Source organism: uncultured Streptococcus sp., assembly GCF_915066115.1.
Lineage (GTDB): Bacteria > Bacillota > Bacilli > Lactobacillales > Streptococcaceae > Streptococcus.
Genome location: NZ_CAJZDT010000002.1, coordinates 21,612 through 38,181 on the forward strand (window position 1 = coordinate 21,612; position 16,570 = coordinate 38,181).

Below are 16,570 nucleotides of genomic sequence, written 5' to 3' on the forward strand. Positions count from 1 at the left end.
AAACCCGTAAACTTATATGAGTTACGGGTTTTCTTTGATTAGTGGAAAAATTGAGACACTGAATCTTATTATTGAGCCAAAGAAACACTAGCCACCTTGCCATCTGCACCTGTGGTAATTTGAACGGTCTTTCCTCCACCGATTGTAGCATTATACTTGCCATCATCAAGTGTGTAAGAGTAGCCTCTGATAGAATAGTTTTCTTTCTTTCCATCTGCAGTTTCTACTGTAAATTGGCCTCCTGATGAAACTGTAATAGTTTCGCCATTCGCTCCCTTCCAGTTGCCTGCAGCTGCTGAGAAATCACCATCGACCATGGTTAAAACACCCTTGTAGCGTTTGTTGTGTTCTGCTTGCTTGTCTTGAAGTTTGCGGTCAGTTGTTGGATCATAGCCTGACTGGTTAGACTGAGCTTGAGAACCTTGCTGAGTTGAAGGAGCTTGAGTAGCAGTTTGTTGACTCGCTGCCTGTTGATTAGACACTTCTTGGCCTTGTCTTTGCTCTGGTGCAGGTGTCGCTTGTGATGGTGTCGCAGTTGCTGCAGACTGGTCAGTAGATGATTTGGCCTTTTCAGATGAAGCTGAACTTGAGGACTTCTGAGTCTTGCTTTCTTTGCTAGAAGAAGCTGCTTTAGAACTTGATGATTGGCTTGTCTTAACAGAACTGCTTGCTTGAGTTGTTTCCTTTTTATTTCCACAAGCTCCTAATAGCAAGGTAGAAGCCAATACAGTTGCTGCCATCAATTTGATATAGGTTTTCTTTTTCATTTTTCTACTCCTTTGTAATGTTTTAGAAATATAAAGAAATCTTTTTGTAATATAATTGTAACATTGGGATTTAAATATGTCAACAATTTCTCTAAACTATTTTAAAAATCTTAAATACTTTAGATACATTTACTCCTCCTACTCTTCTATTCGTAATAAAACAGAAAAACAGGAGATTTTCCTATTAAAAATTTGAATTTGTTTTGTGTAATCGCTTAAAACTTTAAGTACAAAGGAATATAATAACATTGAAATAGAATATAGGAGGTGCATTCTTATGCTAAATAAGTATTACAAGTATCTTCCTTGGTTGATTTTGGGAGCTTTCTGGTCTTATCAGTCCGCAATTCGCTACGCTCAGACTACATTTGATGTCTTCTATCTGACGACAGTCTTTATGATTTTCTATATAGCTTTGTTATTCCTACACGAAAAATATCTCAAGTATCGATACAAAGACTTCTTTACGCACCTGTTGAGCAATTCTAAGAAAGATAGCCACCCATAAAAGCAGTCACAACACAAAACCATCTCATGATGGTACATAAAGAGGTCAGGAACTTTGTCCCGACCTCGTTTTTTATTTCAATCGATAGGTTTTTCTTGGTTTCTTTTTGGGCACTCGTTTGAGTCCGACTTCTTCTACATATTCTCCGTATTTTACAAGAAAATTATTGCTGACGATTGGTCGACCGGGGTTGATGAGATTGACCAGTTCAGTCCCCTCGTAGACAGTGAACTCCTCCTCCAGCAGATAAAGGAAGGTCGGATTCCAGTCGAGACGGCCTTGAATTCGTTTGATTGATTCTTGGATAATGGCATAATGGTCAAAAGCGAAGGCTTGCTCCTCCAACTCTACTCCCTCTAAAAAGCACTTGCCTGTCTGGAAATCGACATCTACGAAAACGACATCCTTGGCATCGTCTCCTGCTTGAGCAAGTTCTAATGCACGACTAGGCAGATAAACCAAGTGGGCAATGGTCACTGTCCAGCCCCTTGGGTCACGCCCGGGAGTCGATACGGTCATCAATTGCTCGATTTTTTCCAAAGGAAGATCGAGATTGACTTCTTCTCTCACCTCACGCTGACAGGCATGCGCAGCATCTTCGCCCTTGTCCATAAATCCTCCAACCAGAGCCAAACAATTTTGATAAGGGTGAGCCTTGCGACGAATTAATAAGAGCTTGATCTTTCCTTCGACAAAGCAGTAGGCTACCATATCCACCGTCACACTTGGTTTTTCGTATTGAGGGAGTTCCTGCTTGTAGTACCAGTCTAAAAACTCTTCCTGACTTGCATGAACTTCAAAAAATTCTTTTTCCGTCATCCCTGCTGGAATCATCGTGTCCGCCATTTTATGCCTCCTTACGAACTGCCTTGGTCCATTGGTACCAACCTACTAGACTATTGAGTGTGTAAACCCAGTACATCCCTTGGATATGGATATTTTCACCCCACCAGAGGTAGATACTAAAAAGATTGGTTGCAATCCAGAAAATCCATTGCTCACGGTAGAGACGTGTCATCAAGAGCTGACCTACACCATTAGTCGCATCGGTAACACTATCACGGAAAGGGCGAGCACTATGGATACTTTTGTATGCCAAGCCCATACCAATCCAAATGATAGCAGTCAAAGCCAAGTACTTGAGCCAGTCAAGCACAGATAATTTCTTAGCTTCAAAGTGAGATTCTTCTACTTTTCCTTGGTCATTGATACGATTGGACAGCCAAGCATAGAGACCAATCGGCTGCATGACAAAGAAGTAAACGGTCGTCAAAACTTCGCCATAAAAAGTTGCATTCATGGCCAAAATCAGATAGATAGCTGAGTTAATAGCCCCAAAAAGATAATTGCTTGCACGCCCTTCTGCTACCAAGATAACACAGACAATCCCAGTCCAAGATGCAAACAAGCTAAGCCAGTCATGACTTTCCGTATTTTGCGTGAATTCCAAGATCAAGGGAACACTTGACAAGGCAATGAGATACAACCACTGGAAAAGACTGCGACCAACAAAGAGATCTTTCCAGAGCAAGCACATGGTTCCTGCAAAACCAATCTTGCGAGCTTCTGCATGGACATTTTTAAAGTTTTCGATAAATTGTGTGATTTTTTTAGTTAGTTTTTTCATATTGTTCTCCTAATCCGCTTGGTAAATGGCGTCAATAGCTACTTTCGCTGCTTCATAATTTCCTAGGTAATCCTCCGCTAGATAAACTAAAGGAATGTTGGTTAAATATCGCTCTCTCATCTGGTCCAAATGCTGGGAAAAACTGTGACGAATATGATCCTCTGCCATAGTCATATCTCTAAATCCGTCATTGACATAGGAACCGACAGGTTGCACAAAGAGAATCAGGTCCCATTTTTCCTTAGCCAAGATCGAGGCAAAGAGATTATCAAAAGTCTCTCCTGATAAATCCCCTTGGTCCTCAGTCTCCATGTAATAATCATAATAGCCCTTAGTCACCAAGGAGTTGGTATCGGCTATCACCAGTCCCCTATTGGCATTACTGTCAATTAACTTAGAGGTCTGGTCATACTGCCCCAACAGGAGATAATAATAATCCTTTGGAGTCAATTCATCGTCGCGGACATTGTTTTTGATCTGGTACTCACGTGCGTATTCCAAGCTGACTGGTGCATCGTAATACCTAGCCAAATCCTTGGCTAGAGTGGTCTTCCCATTGCTGGCACTTCCCATAATCAACACTTTCTTTGTAAACTGACGACGGAAGGGTTGAGCGATATATTTCCAATATTTGCTTGGATTTTCTCGAATCATGGTCGCTGAGATACCAAATTTTCTTTCTTGCAAAACAGTCTCAAAACCACGATTTGATAATTCTTTCTGGTAGTCTGCTTCTCCCACAAAGAAAATTAGTTCTTGCTGGATTTCATCATAGGAAATCTCCACTAACATTTGGTCCAACCACTCCTGCCAGCCCATAGGGTAACGGGGAAGATTGGTCTCATCTAACTTGCAAACGGAGGTCAACTCGTCATCACAAAAGGCCTCTCGGATATAGCGAAATCTTTTTTGAAGCGTTAAGCCTATCTGCTCCCCTCTATCTCCCTCATAGCCTGAAACGACAATCCAGACCCGGTCACACTGCCGCTTCGCTCGCTGAATCAGATCGATATGACCTTGATGAAGCGGAGCAAAGGTTCCAAATACCACTGCTGTTTTCTTTTTCATAAACCTATTACCTTTTTATAATTTTTGATATTTTTAATCTATGTTTTTATTATAAACTATATTTTTGTTTTGTCAATAGTTTTTTATCATTTTTTATAAAAAAGTAGCAAAAAAGAACCAGGATTACTCCTGACTCTCCATTTTTAAGCAATATCAAATTTTAACTGACCTGCTTTGACACCAATCTTGAGAGTCTTGCCTGCCACTAATTCTCCCTTAAGAAGAAGTTCTGCCAACTTGTCTTCCACTTCTGTTTGCAGGGTTCTGCGAAGTGGACGAGCTCCCATCTCTGGGTCATATCCTTGATTTGCCAACAATTTCAGTGCGGAAGCTTGTAATTTCAAGTCAATGCCTTTTTCAGCCAAACTTGCCACTAAAGGTTTGACCATAATCTTCACCACTTCCTGCATATGGTCGCTAGATAAGCTATGGAAGACCACCTTTTCATCAATACGGTTGATAAACTCCGGCCTATAAGCTTTTTTCAGCTCTTCAAACATGCGTTTCTCCATATTCTCCTGGTCAAAACGAATGTCCTTGGCCCCAAAACCAACAGTCTTGTCATCACGAAGGGCTGTCGCACCAAGGTTTGAAGTCATGATGATAATGGTATTTGAAAAATCAACCTTGCGACCCTTGCTATCGGTCAAGACACCATCATCCAAGACTTGCAAGAGGACATTAAAGATGTCTGGGTGTGCTTTTTCTACCTCGTCAAAAAGTAGAACGGAATAGGGTTTGTTGCGAACTTTCTCGGTCAACTCCCCACCTTCTTCATAACCTACATAGCCCGGAGGAGCTCCATTGAGACGGCTGGCAGCGAATTTCTCCATATACTCACTCATATCAAAACGGATAAGGGCTGATTCGTCATCAAAGAGAACTTCTGCTAGAGCCTTAGCCAATTCGGTCTTACCGACACCTGTAGGCCCTAAGAACATAAAGGAACCAATCGGACGCTTATGACTGCGAATCCCTGACTGATTGCGGCGAATGGCACGGCTAATGCTTGAAACTGCTTGATCTTGACCGATGACACGTTTGTGCAATTCAGCTTCCAGATTCAGGTATTTCTTAGCGTCAGTCTGAGTCAGTTTTTGGACTGGAATACCTGACAAACGACTCAAGGTAGTCAAAATATCAGACTCTGTCACCAAGTCTTTATAGACAGGCACTTCCTCTTCTTTAGCAATTAGTTGAGAAACTTGTTTCCACTTACCATCCATCAAGGCCTTGTCAGCTGGACTCAAGCCAGAATCGTCTGGTTTCACATGCTTAGCCTTATTTTGCACTGTTGCTGCCGCTTCATCCAAAAGATCGATAGCAGAGTCTGGCAAATGACGACTGGTTAAATAACGATGGGCCATCTTAACAGCTGTTTCAACCGCTTCATCTGTGATTTGCACACGGTGATGTTTCTCATAAGTCGCCTTCAAACCTTGCAAAATTGTCATGCTGTCTGCCACACTTGGTTCTTCAATCGTTACTTTGGCGAAACGACGAGAAAGGGCCGCATCTTTTTCGATGTGTTTTTGATATTCTTCCTGAGTGGTCGCACCAACCGTTCTCAAGGTGCCACGCGCCAAGGCTGGCTTCAAGATATTGGCCGCATCCAGAGTTGAGTCAATTCCACTACCAGAACCCATGATAGTATGAAGTTCGTCGATAAAGAGAATCACTTGGCCATTTTCTTCAATATCCTTAATGATATTATTCATGCGTTCTTCGAAGTCACCACGGAAGCGTGTCCCTGCAACAACATTCATCAAATCAAGCTCTAACACGCGCATCTTAGCCATTTCCGCAGGCACATCACCACTGGCAATACGCTGAGCAAGACCAAGCGCCAGAGCTGTTTTCCCGACACCAGCATCCCCAACCAAGACAGGATTATTCTTTGTCTTCCGACTCAAGATTTGAATCATACGCGAGATTTCCTTGTCCCGACCGATGACTGGTTCTAACTTGCCAGAACGCGCTTGCTCTGTCAAATCATGCGTATAGTCCTCGAGACCACCACTCGGAGTCTGGGGCATGCCCATCATATTGGCCATAGAATTTTGCTTATCAGCTACTGTACGATGGCGTTGGCGTAGAGCCTTGAGGTCTTCACGAGTCCAGCCTGCACGTTCTTCTAGATTTCGACGTAGGGCAGCAATCTTGACCTGATCTTTCTTGTCTTCATAAGAAAAACCAGCCCTTTCCAAGATACGAGTCGCCAAGGCATTGCCATCATGCAAAATCGCATAAAGGAGGTGCTCTGTCCCTAGCACCTTAGCATGGACCACTGACGCTACATATTCTGCTTCATCAAAGAGAACCTGCAAACGATGGGAGAACGGCAATTCCGTATAGATTTCATCCTGGCTATAGTCCGTTTCAGTCAGTTCCAAAGCGACTTCTTCTAAACGGTCTATCTCATATGGATAATCATTTAAAGTTGCCCCTGCCACACTATAACTGTGATTGGACATGGCAATCAACAAATGCCATGACTCTAGATAACGAGCTCCAAAATGGCCAGCAACCATGTAGGCACTTTCGATACATTCATTCAATGCTTTTGAATAGTTCATCTTACTTCCCTTTTCTATCTACCTCTTGTATGACCTGTCGTAGCATATTAGCACGAAGGACTGGAGCTTCTTCTCCTAAAACGCGATCCAAAGATACTGATACTAGCAAATTCATCTCCTGCTTGGTCATCAATTCCTGCTCAACCAAAAGTTGCAGAATATCCTCATAAATTTCTTGACTAACTCGCTCACCAATCGAGTAAAGCAAATCGCGGAGCATTTCATGATGACTGGAAAACTCAATCCGTCCTATGCGAATGTAGCCTCCGCCACCACGCTTACTTTCAACCAAGTAGCCTCTACTTTCCGTAAAGCGTGTCTTGATCACATAGTTAATCTGACTAGGAACAACCTGAAAGGTATCTGCCAACTGACTCCGTTGCAACTCCACGATACCAGATTGATCTAAAATCGCCTTGATGTAGGCCTCAATATGATCCGATGTATTTTTAAATCTCATTACAAACCCACCTCTCTCTTTAAACCTTGACTATCTTTGACTATTATACCGAAATTTTCTCATTTTTAAAAGAAAAAGGGCGCTGGTAAAGGATAATCTTCACCAACTCCCTATTTTTTTACTTATCTAAGCCTAATTCTGCCAAGATTTGACGTTTATAGGCAATCTTTTGGACTTCCTTGTCCTCGTTTCCAGACCAATCTAGTTTAATTTCTGAAACAATCTGCCCAGGGCGGTTTTTCAGAATATAGATGCGGTCGCTGAGATTAAGGGCCTCTTCGATACTATGCGTGATGATCAAGGTCGTTAGCTGTAACTGTTTGTGAATCTCAAGGTACCAAGCGTGGAGTTCCATCTTAGTCATCTCATCCAAGGCACTGAAAGCCTCATCCAAGAGAAAGAGTTTGTGCCCAAAAAGATAGGTACGAAGTAAGGCCACACGTTGGCGCATTCCACCACTCAGTTCATGAGGATATTTATCCCTTACAGCTGTCAACTGGAAGGTCGCAAGAATTTCATCTGCGCGAGCAATGGCTTCCGCCTTGTCCACTTTTTGAATCAAGAGGGGAAGAATGATATTACCAATCACCGTCTTGTGCTCCAAGAGCAAATCCTTTTGCAACATATAACTCACGCGCCCCTTGGGATTTTCCTCGCCGTCAAGGACAATTCTCCCAGACTGGACTTCTAAAATCCCAGCAATTAGATTAAAGAGGGTGGTCTTTCCAACACCACTTGGACCTAGGATAGAAACCACTTCACCTGAAGTCACCTGCAGGTTGATATCCTCTAAAATCCTCTCCTGACCATAGGCATAGCTTACGTGTTCTAGTCTAATTTCTGTCATTATTTCACAAATTCGTTGGTGAAGCCTTTGTCTGTCAAGTCTTCTTTAAGGATACCATTTTCTTTGTCCCATTTATAGAAGGCATTCCAGCGAGCTGCATCAAATTGACCCCATTTTTCCTTGTCGCTTGCGTATTCTTTTGACAAGTATTTTTGAGATTCGATGACAAAGTCACGTTTTTCCTGAAGTTCAGGTGCATTCTTAATGAGGATATCTGCTGCTTCCTCTGGATGCTCCATAGCATATTGGTAACCTTTTTTGATAGCTTGGATGACTTTACGAGCTTCTTCTTTATTGTCTTTCAGATAGTCGTTGTTTGCGATGATAACTGGTGAGTAGTAGTCAAACTCCTTGACGTAGTCTTTCAAATACATGAAGTTAGCCTCTACTCCTTGAGATTTTGCAAGGATACCATCCCAACCGTAGTAAATCCAAGCAGTGTCAAAAACTCCATTGGCAATCGGTGTGATTGAGTTTGAATCGTTGTTTGGTACTTTTTCAACCTTCTCAAAGTCTCCACCTTGTGATTCTACCAAGGTCTTCAACATAGCAAGTTCAGTTGGGTCATTCCAAGTTCCGTATTTCTTACCAACCAAGTCCTTTGGACTGCTTACATTGTCAGATTTACGAGAAATGATTCCTGATGTATTGTGCTCTACGATAGCTGCAACGGCAGTAATTCCTGCACCTTTTTCTAACTTCTTAGCCATGTAGTCTTGGAAATACACTGCAAATGGCGCCTTACCATTAATGACTAAGTCAGAAGAACTTTCTTCTGGTGGCAATTTCAAATCAACATCCACTCCAGCTTCTTTGAAATAACCTTTTTCCTTGGCAACATAAAGTCCTGTGTGGTTAGTATTTGGAGTCCAGTCTAGGATAAAGTCAATCTTCTTGAGTTCTGCTTCTTTGTTATCCTTGGAAGCAGTTCCTTGACCACAGGCCACAAGTACAACAGCTACAAGAGCTGTCACAAGCGTTAAAAACACTTTCCATGTTTTTTTCATTTTGATTTCCTCTTTTCTTTTTTGAAACATCCTTATTCTACGAACGTTTCCATTTAATAACATATTTTTCACTAATATCGACCAATTTCATACCAAGAAGGCTGATAATCGATACCAGAATAATAATGGCAAACATGGTATCATACTGAAACAGTTTCTTGGACTGAATCATGTAAACACCTAGTCCTTCAAAGCCTCCCAACCACTCAGATACCACTGTTGTGATAAAGGCGTAGGAGACACTGACCCTCAGACCTGCATAAAAGTAAGGCAGGCTGACTGGGATTTTAAAATGCCAAAGGATTTGCCAAGATTTGGCCCGCATTAAACTAAACAAGGTCAGCATATCCTTGTCACAGTGCCTAAAACCATCCAAAATACTGACAATGATAGGAAAGGTTGTCGTCAGGATAATCAAGACAATCTTGGGCAAAATCCCATAACCGAGCCACAAGACCAGAATAGGAGCTATTGCAATGGTCGGAATAGTCTGAACGACCACCATCATAGGGTAAATCAGGTCATTGAGCCAAGTCAAACTGTCCATAAGCACAGCCATGAGACAGGCAATCAAGACTCCCAAAACTAGCCCCAGTAAAGCCACTCTCAAGGTCGCCCAGCTATGGTGCCAGAGAAATTCTCTGTCACGAACAAAGGCCTGGAGAATTTCAAGAGGTGTCGGCAGGATAAACTTGGGGAGCAGTTTAAGAAAACCTGCTAACTGCCAAATTGACAAGACTCCTAGAAAGCCCAATAGACTAATGTGTCGTCTCAGTATACTTTTCAAGTTTCTCATCAATACTTAAAATTTCTCCTACATTTATTTTGACATTGGCAAAGACATTATCTGCCTCCTGCCCTGCCACTTCCAGCGCTTCTTTGAGAATGCGCATAAGCTCATCAAACTCCCCTTCCAAGACCGTTTCAAATGGTGTCACCACCATGGTCACTTCTTGAGCTTGCAGATAAGCAATGACCTGATCGATAACAGCTATCCGATCAATCCCCTGTGCTAGGGGTAAAACTTGCAAGGCAATGCTTGCTTTCATAACAACCTCCTCTTCTCGTTTTCCTTTAACAAAAAGAAAAACCTTTACCATACATGGAAAAGGTGCAGAATTAGACTAAGTATCGTTCCCTACGCTGGCATTACCCAGATCAGGTGCGGTCGAAGTTTAACACTTCCTCTCAGACTGTACACAGACTCCCATATATTATATGGACATATGATAGCGCAAAACAAAAAAAATGTCAAGGAAACTGCTTACAGAAAAACATGAAAAAGAGTTTGAAAACAAGTATTTCAAACTCTACATAACTTTTTTATTTAGCCTCGTACCAAGTTGCCCCTTCATTCTCATCTGCGATGAGGGGAACACTGAGTTGAATGGCTTCTTCCATGGTTTGTTTGACCAATTTTTTCATCTCTGCTAGTTCCGATTTAGGAACTTCTAGGACGAGCTCATCGTGCACTTGCAGAAGCATCTTGGTCTGATAACCACCTGCAACCAATGCTTTATCTAGCTGAATCATGGCAATCTTGAGAATATCTGCTGCCGATCCCTGAATAGGAGAGTTGATAGCAGTCCGCTCTGCAAAACCACGAATGTTGAAGTTGCGCGAATTGATATCTGGCAATTCACGACGGCGCTTGAAAAGAGTCTCCACATAGCCCTTATCACGCGCCTCACGCACCACTTCATCCATGTAGTTTTTAATACCTGGGAAGCGTTCAAAGTAGGTGTCAATGTAGGCTTTGGCTTCCTTACGACTGATGCCCAGATTATTAGACAAGCCAAAGTCTGAAATACCATAAACCACTCCAAAGTTCACCGCCTTGGCATTGCGACGGTCGTTTGCAGTCACATCCTCAGGACGCTCAATGCCAAAGACCCGCATGGCTGTCGAAGTATGGATATCTGCCCCCTCTTGGAAAGCCTTAATCAAGTGCTCATCCTTAGAAATATGCGCCAAAACGCGCAATTCAATCTGTGAGTAGTCCGAACTAATCAGTACACTATCCTCCCACTCAGGCACAAAAGCCTTACGAATGAGACGGCCCTGCTCCAAACGCACAGGGATATTTTGCAAGTTTGGATCCACACTAGACAGACGCCCAGTCTGGGTCAAATCCTGCACATAGCGCGTATGAATCTTACCATCAGCCAAAATCCAGTCCTGCAAGCCAATCACATAAGTAGACTGAATCTTAGCAATCTGACGGTAGTCTAGAATTTTCTTAACAATTGGCGCAATAGGAGCAAGGCGCTCCAACACATCCACCGCTGTCGAATAACCTGTCTTGGTTTTCTTAGTGTATTCTAGAGGAAGTCCCAATTTTTCAAAGAGAAGGACACCCAACTGCTTAGGCGAGTTGATATTAAACTCCTCACCAGCCAGCTCATAAATCTCTTGAGTCAGTTTTTCAATGACAAGCTCATTTTCAGCCTGCATCTCAAGCAAGGTCTCTTTTTTTACCTTAATACCAGCGATTTCCATCTTAGCAAGGACAAAGGCTAGAGGTTGCTCCATATCATAAAGAAGGTCTAACTGCCCATTTTCGCTGAGTTTTTCAAGTAAGACAGGCTCAGTCTCAACCAAAACAGCAAGCTTACGAGCTAAATGCTCCAAGAATTTCTCACGTTCAGGAATGGCCTTTTTAACACCCTTACCATAGAAAGTCTCATCATCTACCAGGTAAGTCTGGCCATAAAGACTCGCTATGGTCGCAATTTCATTGTCCTCCACAGTCGAAAGGAGGTATTTAGCCAAACGGCTATCAAAAGCAGGCACCTGCAAATCCACACCAAAGCGATTCAAGAGAACTTTAGCCTTCTTAAAGTCATACACTCTCAGAGGTGTTTTTTCTAGAAAATCCTTGAAAATCGGGTCTTCCAAAAGTTCAAGCTTGTCTGTAGTATAAAGCTTATCCCCACAAGACCAGGCAAAACCAACCAAATCATCCGTATGGTAATTCTCACCAAAAAGCTCAAAATGGAAGATAGACTCTTCACTCAGCATGTCTTGACTGATTTGGTCAACAATAGTAAAGTCCAAACTCTCAGCCACATCAGCTGACGACACATTTAAAGCCTGCTTGAGCTGTTTGAAGCCCATCTCATCGTAGAATTTCCCAAGATTTTCCACATCTGGACCACTATAGACCAAGTCCTCCAAACCAATCTCAATCGGTGCCTTGGTATCAATGGTCGCCAGTGTTTTAGACAAAAAGGCCTGTTCCTTATCATTGATGAGATTTTCCTTCATCTTAGAAGCCTTCATCCCATCGATATTCTCATAAATTCCCTCAAGCGAGCCATGCTCCAGCAAGAGCTTGATACCCGTCTTTTCACCGATTTTGGTCACCCCAGGGATATTATCCGACTTGTCACCCATGAGGGCCTTGAGATCAATAAACTGAGTTGGTGTAAGACCCATCTTTTCCATGAGATAGTCCGGCGTAAAGGCCTCAAACTCAGCCACACCTTTCTTGGAAATCTCAACCACCGTATGCTCGTCCGTCAGCTGAATCAAGTCCTTGTCCCCACTGACAATGGTAATATCAAAACCATCCTGCTCAGCTAGTTTATCCAGCGTCCCGATGATGTCATCCGCCTCATACTGAGCCAACTCATAGTGGCGAATTCCCATATGATCCAGCAACTCACGAATGAAAGGAAATTGCTCACGAAACTCATCAGGAGTCTTAGCCCGACCACCCTTATAGTCCGCATACATCTCTGTACGGAAGGTCGTCTTACCCGCATCAAAAGCCACCAAGATATGACTGGGCTCAACCCGCTCCAACAAATGACTCAACATCAACTGAAAGCCATAAATCGCATTGGTATGCAAACCAGCCGCATTCTTAAAACGGTCCAACTGCTGATAGAGCGCAAAAAACGCCCGAAAAGCAACAGAAGACCCATCAATCAATAATAATTTTTTCTTATCCATACACCCATTATAAAGGAAAGCACCAAAAAATACCATTGGGAAGAGTTCCCTGAGAGAAACTAAGATAATTGTAAAAAGAGAAGGAAGTTACTCCCTCTCTTTCAAACTACGAAATGAACTAGTTTTTACGTTTCACAAATGGAAGGGCACCAAGGAACAATCCAAGGAATCCTAATGATGCAACTGCAACATTATCTTTACCACCTGTATTTGGAAGTTCTTTTTATCTTCTGTTTTTACCGCTGGCGCTTGATAAGTACTATCCTTGTTAGTACCTGCTGTTGTAAGAGTATATTGTGGGAACTTCGTTAATTGCTGCTTCTACACTATTAACGCCTCCTGTATATTATGGTTTAGCTGGTTCTGCAGCTTCTTTTGCTTCCGCTTTTTTACTTCTTCAAGAAGATTACTACATTTTTCAGTTAAATCTTGAATTTCAGCTGTAGCAGCTTGAACTTTTTCATCAGATTCATCAAATTCATATTTCGCAGTATCGCGTTCTTTTTCAATCGTAGTTACAGCTTTTTATAACGATACTGTGATATCTTCACCAAATCTATTATCTTTAGCGGATTTAAGAGCTTCTTTTAAAGTATCTTCCTGTTTTTTAGTGTTTCAGCTTTCTTTTCAGCATCGGCTTTTAATTTCTCAGCATCATCCCTCAAGTTTTCAATTGTTTCAGTTAAATCATCAGCTTTGTCTTGCAATTTTTCTGATTCAGGACGAGCAGCATCCGCTGCTTCACCTTCTGCAATTCCCGCTTGCACCTCTTCAGGAAGCTTGTCCTTAGATACAGGAGTTTCTGTTTTAATTGTTTGATTAGTATCTTGTGCTTTTTCAGCATCATCTGCTAACTCAGCAAGAATATCAGAAGCATTTAATTCACCAGACTCAACAGCCTTTAATAATTCTTCTTTTGCTTTTTTGTCAAACAACTCGTTATCAAGGATTTGTTTCAAAGCTTCAGTTAAAGCTTCTTTAGCTTTTTCGACTTCAGTTTTTGGAGTTTTAACCACAGGTGTGGCTCCAGTTTCTCCGGATGTGCTAGTAGCTGTAGGTGCATCAGCTTTTACAACCGACGGTTGAGACGCAGCAAAAACCGCACCTAAAACCGTAACACTAGCTAAGCTAGTCAAGATCATTTTCTTTTTATCCCATGAAAATAGTTCGGATCAAACAAGCTACAATAAAAAAATATATAAGAACGCTTCAAGTAAATATTTAAAATAGTGTTAATTACTTTTGAATATAGTTAAAAATGATAATGAATCAAGTTTTTTAGTTTATTTTTCTTTAATCCACTCACCATTATGATTTACAGTATAACCGTCTACTATTGTATTAACAGCTAGCTCACCTGAAGAGTAAGAATAATACCACTTACCAGAGACTTGATACCAGCCCGTTTTCATTGCCCCTGAGTCATCTAGATAATACCAAAATCCTTTCTCCTGTAACCAGCCTGTCTGCATTTCACCAGATGATTTCAAATAATACCAGCTAGAACCATCCTTCAACCAGCCTGTTGATTTAGAGCCATTTGATTTGAAATGATACCAACTACCATTTATTTTCTTCCAACCAACAGTTGAACTGTTATTGGATCCATAGTTAGAGCTATTTCCTGATTGATTCTGATAATTCTGTGAAGAGCTTACTCCCTCTAGCTGGATATAGCGACGACTTCCGTTATAAGCCGTATAACTCAACCACTTGTATCCGTCTTTTTCGAGAATTTGATCATAATGAACATTCTCCCCAGGATAATAGTAATCAATCGCAGTTGCGCTAGCTAGAGGCTGATTTTTGATAGCAGCCTTAGCCTTAAAATAATGTGTTCCTCCTGTTGAAACTGAGGATTGACTATTCCCAACACTGCCACCAGCCAAATCTTTAAAATGAATAAAACCAGTCATAGTATTCGCCTTCACGACTCGCTTATTGTAAGATTCCCTTATTCCATAGTTGTATTCCTCAATCTCAATCTCATCTCCTATTACATTTGACACCCAAGCAACATGACCATAAGTTCCTGCAGTAGACCAAGCAATAGAGCCAATCGTTGGTGTATTATCGACACGATAACCTTCACGACGAGCACGATATCCCCATTCGTTAGCATTCCCATAAGCTCCTGGTAGCTCAAAACCATTCACACTACTCAAGCGAAAGGCTGCAAAAGAAGTACACTGGCGAGAATACATCCGCCACTTATCAATCGTCTGGCTACCATTTTTATAGTAAGCAGGATAATCATCCCCACGCGCAATCGATCCACTTCCTCCAGAATTGGCATAGACACTTTCACCCGCTGATAGCATCAATCCTACTACTAAAAAAGGAACAACCTTTTTAACTGATTTTCTAAAAGAAAAACCTGTCTCTGCTACTGTAAATGATGAACTTTTCATTCTTCCTCCTTGAAAAATAATATAAATCGAAGATTACCTTCACTTAAACTATTCGGAGAAAAAAGAAAAAGTGAGAAAATTTCTCACTTTAGTCAAGATAATGAATCAAATTCTTTTCAGTAAGAATATCTGAGTAAGTAAAGGATTCAACGTAAACATTAGCTTGTTTATCTCCTTCAACGTTCCCAAATTCAACGATAAATAGGGATGGATAAACCTCAATTAACTTACCCAATCTATTTTTTTGGCGCTTACGACCATTCTCCAAAGTCATTTCTACGACTTGTCCCTCATGTGCCTTGATTTCTTCTTTGATTTTTTTCATCTTGGCTACATCTGTAAATGCATCTGACATCTTATGCCTCCCTCTTTGAGATACTTGAAAATTTATTGTATTCTTTTTGGAAAATTAATTCCACCGTTCCACGAGCTCCACTACGGTTTTTCTCGATAATAACTTCTACCTTATTATTTGGTATACCTTCCTCTTCTTCACCACCACGCTCATAGTAATCTTCGCGATAAAGAAAGGCAACGATATCAGCGTCCTGCTCAATAGACCCAGATTCACGAATATCAGACAATACTGGTCTCTTATCCTGACGTTGTTCTACACCACGAGAAAGCTGACTCAGAGCAATTACGGGAACTTTCAGTTCCTTAGCTAGGATTTTCAACTGACGTGAAATTTCTGAAACCTCTTGTTGACGATTTTCTCGACCAGTTCCCGTGATCAATTGAAGGTAGTCTATCAAAATCAAACCAAGATTTCCAGTTTCTTGAGCCAGTTTACGAGAACGTGATCGAATCTCTGTAATCCGAATCCCTGGTGTATCATCGATATAGATACTTGCATTAGCTAGATTCCCTTGGGCAATGGTATACTTTTGCCATTCCTCATCGGTCAATTGACCCGTACGAATAGAATGCGACTCCACCAAGCCTTCTGCCGCAAGCATACGGTCTACTAGACTCTCTGCACCCATTTCGAGAGAAAAGATAGCAACCGTTTTGTCTAACTTGGTTCCAATATTCTGAGCAATATTCAAGGCAAAGGCCGTCTTACCAACCGCTGGACGAGCTGCTAGGATAATCAACTCCTCCTCATGCAAACCAGTCGTCATATGATCCAAATCACGATAACCTGTCGCAATACCTGTAATATCAGTCGTTTGCTGCGAGCGAGTTTCCAGATTTCCAAAGTTGACATTCAACACGTCTCGAATATTCTTAAATCCACTTCGATTTGCATTTTCACTGACATCAATCAACCCTTTTTCTGCCTGTGCAATGATTTCATCAGCTGGTTGCGAAGCCTCGTAAGCTTGATTGACAGACTCTG

The 16,570-nt window shown here is 41.7% G+C and carries 16 protein-coding genes, 2 pseudogenes and 1 riboswitch; of the genes and pseudogenes, 1 reads left to right on the plus strand and 17 read right to left on the minus strand.

The features are described 5' to 3' along the window. Positions 1-68 precede the first annotated feature (68 nt). Positions 69-767, minus strand: a complete 699-nt coding sequence (locus QZ565_RS00295) for a hypothetical protein (protein ID WP_295524130.1) — start codon at positions 765-767, stop codon at positions 69-71. A 277-nt stretch (positions 768-1,044) separates the two neighbouring features. On the opposite strand from QZ565_RS00295, the gene QZ565_RS00300 reads away from it, so the two are divergent. After that, on the plus strand, positions 1,045-1,275 hold the full coding sequence (locus QZ565_RS00300) for a hypothetical protein (protein ID WP_295524132.1): 231 nt from the start codon (positions 1,045-1,047) through the stop codon (positions 1,273-1,275). 72 nt (positions 1,276-1,347) lie between these two features. On the opposite strand, the gene QZ565_RS00305 is transcribed toward QZ565_RS00300, so the two are convergent. The 16 genes and pseudogenes from QZ565_RS00305 to dnaB all read right to left on the minus strand — a co-directional run. Continuing rightward, positions 1,348-2,121: an NUDIX hydrolase gene (locus QZ565_RS00305; RefSeq protein ID WP_295524134.1), complete on the minus strand. Its 774-nt coding sequence runs from the start codon at positions 2,119-2,121 to the stop codon at positions 1,348-1,350. 1 nt (position 2,122) lies between these two features. After that, entirely contained in the window at positions 2,123-2,902 is a 780-nt protein-coding gene (gene pnuC / locus QZ565_RS00310; protein WP_024057374.1) for a nicotinamide riboside transporter PnuC, read from the minus strand. Between the two features lie 9 nt (positions 2,903-2,911). After that, the gene (locus QZ565_RS00315; protein ID WP_295524136.1) at positions 2,912-3,970 is read right to left on the minus strand and encodes an AAA family ATPase; all 1,059 of its coding nucleotides are present in this window, start codon (positions 3,968-3,970) and stop codon (positions 2,912-2,914) included. Positions 3,971-4,113: 143 nt separating this feature from the next. Beyond that, positions 4,114-6,546: an ATP-dependent Clp protease ATP-binding subunit gene (locus tag QZ565_RS00320; protein WP_295524138.1), complete on the minus strand. Its 2,433-nt coding sequence runs from the start codon at positions 6,544-6,546 to the stop codon at positions 4,114-4,116. A 1-nt stretch (position 6,547) separates the two neighbouring features. After that, a complete protein-coding gene (locus tag QZ565_RS00325; protein ID WP_295524140.1) occupies positions 6,548-7,006 on the minus strand; it encodes a CtsR family transcriptional regulator in 459 nt (152 codons plus the stop codon). A gap of 118 nt (positions 7,007-7,124) precedes the next feature. Beyond that, positions 7,125-7,853, minus strand: a complete 729-nt coding sequence (locus tag QZ565_RS00330; protein ID WP_295524142.1) for an ABC transporter ATP-binding protein — start codon at positions 7,851-7,853, stop codon at positions 7,125-7,127. Continuing rightward, positions 7,853-8,860, minus strand: a complete 1,008-nt coding sequence (locus tag QZ565_RS00335) for an ABC transporter substrate-binding protein (RefSeq protein ID WP_102211479.1) — start codon at positions 8,858-8,860, stop codon at positions 7,853-7,855. The genes QZ565_RS00330 and QZ565_RS00335 overlap by 1 nt, the downstream gene beginning before the upstream one ends. 37 nt (positions 8,861-8,897) lie before the next feature. After that, positions 8,898-9,656, minus strand: coding sequence for an ABC transporter permease (locus tag QZ565_RS00340; protein ID WP_194251495.1), 759 nt, complete (start codon positions 9,654-9,656; stop codon positions 8,898-8,900). Next, positions 9,619-9,909 (minus strand): thiamine-binding protein, encoded by a 291-nt coding sequence (locus QZ565_RS00345; RefSeq protein WP_000647659.1) that lies wholly within the window; start codon positions 9,907-9,909, stop codon positions 9,619-9,621. Before QZ565_RS00345 ends, QZ565_RS00340 begins: the two co-directional genes overlap by 38 nt. A 69-nt stretch (positions 9,910-9,978) precedes the next feature. Continuing rightward, positions 9,979-10,081: riboswitch (TPP riboswitch) on the minus strand. A 102-nt stretch (positions 10,082-10,183) separates the two neighbouring features. After that, positions 10,184-12,817, minus strand: coding sequence for a DNA polymerase I (gene polA / locus QZ565_RS00350; RefSeq protein WP_295524147.1), 2,634 nt, complete (start codon positions 12,815-12,817; stop codon positions 10,184-10,186). 118 nt (positions 12,818-12,935) lie between these two features. Then, positions 12,936-12,992, minus strand: a pseudogene (locus QZ565_RS00355) (neuraminidase A); the annotation flags it as partial. Between the two features lie 93 nt (positions 12,993-13,085). Beyond that, positions 13,086-13,163 (minus strand): annotated as a pseudogene (locus QZ565_RS09290) (SIALI-17 repeat-containing surface protein); the annotation flags it as partial. A gap of 241 nt (positions 13,164-13,404) precedes the next feature. After that, entirely contained in the window at positions 13,405-13,953 is a 549-nt protein-coding gene (locus QZ565_RS00360; RefSeq protein ID WP_295524149.1) for a hypothetical protein, read from the minus strand. A gap of 147 nt (positions 13,954-14,100) precedes the next feature. After that, positions 14,101-15,228, minus strand: a complete 1,128-nt coding sequence (cbpD, locus tag QZ565_RS00365; RefSeq protein WP_295524151.1) for a choline binding-anchored murein hydrolase CbpD — start codon at positions 15,226-15,228, stop codon at positions 14,101-14,103. Positions 15,229-15,316: 88 nt separating this feature from the next. After that, complete coding sequence (locus QZ565_RS00370; RefSeq protein WP_001278169.1) at positions 15,317-15,583, minus strand: Veg family protein; 267 nt, start codon at positions 15,581-15,583, stop codon at positions 15,317-15,319. A 1-nt stretch (position 15,584) separates the two neighbouring features. After that, positions 15,585-16,570 (minus strand): replicative DNA helicase (gene dnaB / locus QZ565_RS00375; protein WP_295524153.1); only part of this gene is annotated, 986 nt, incomplete at its 5' end.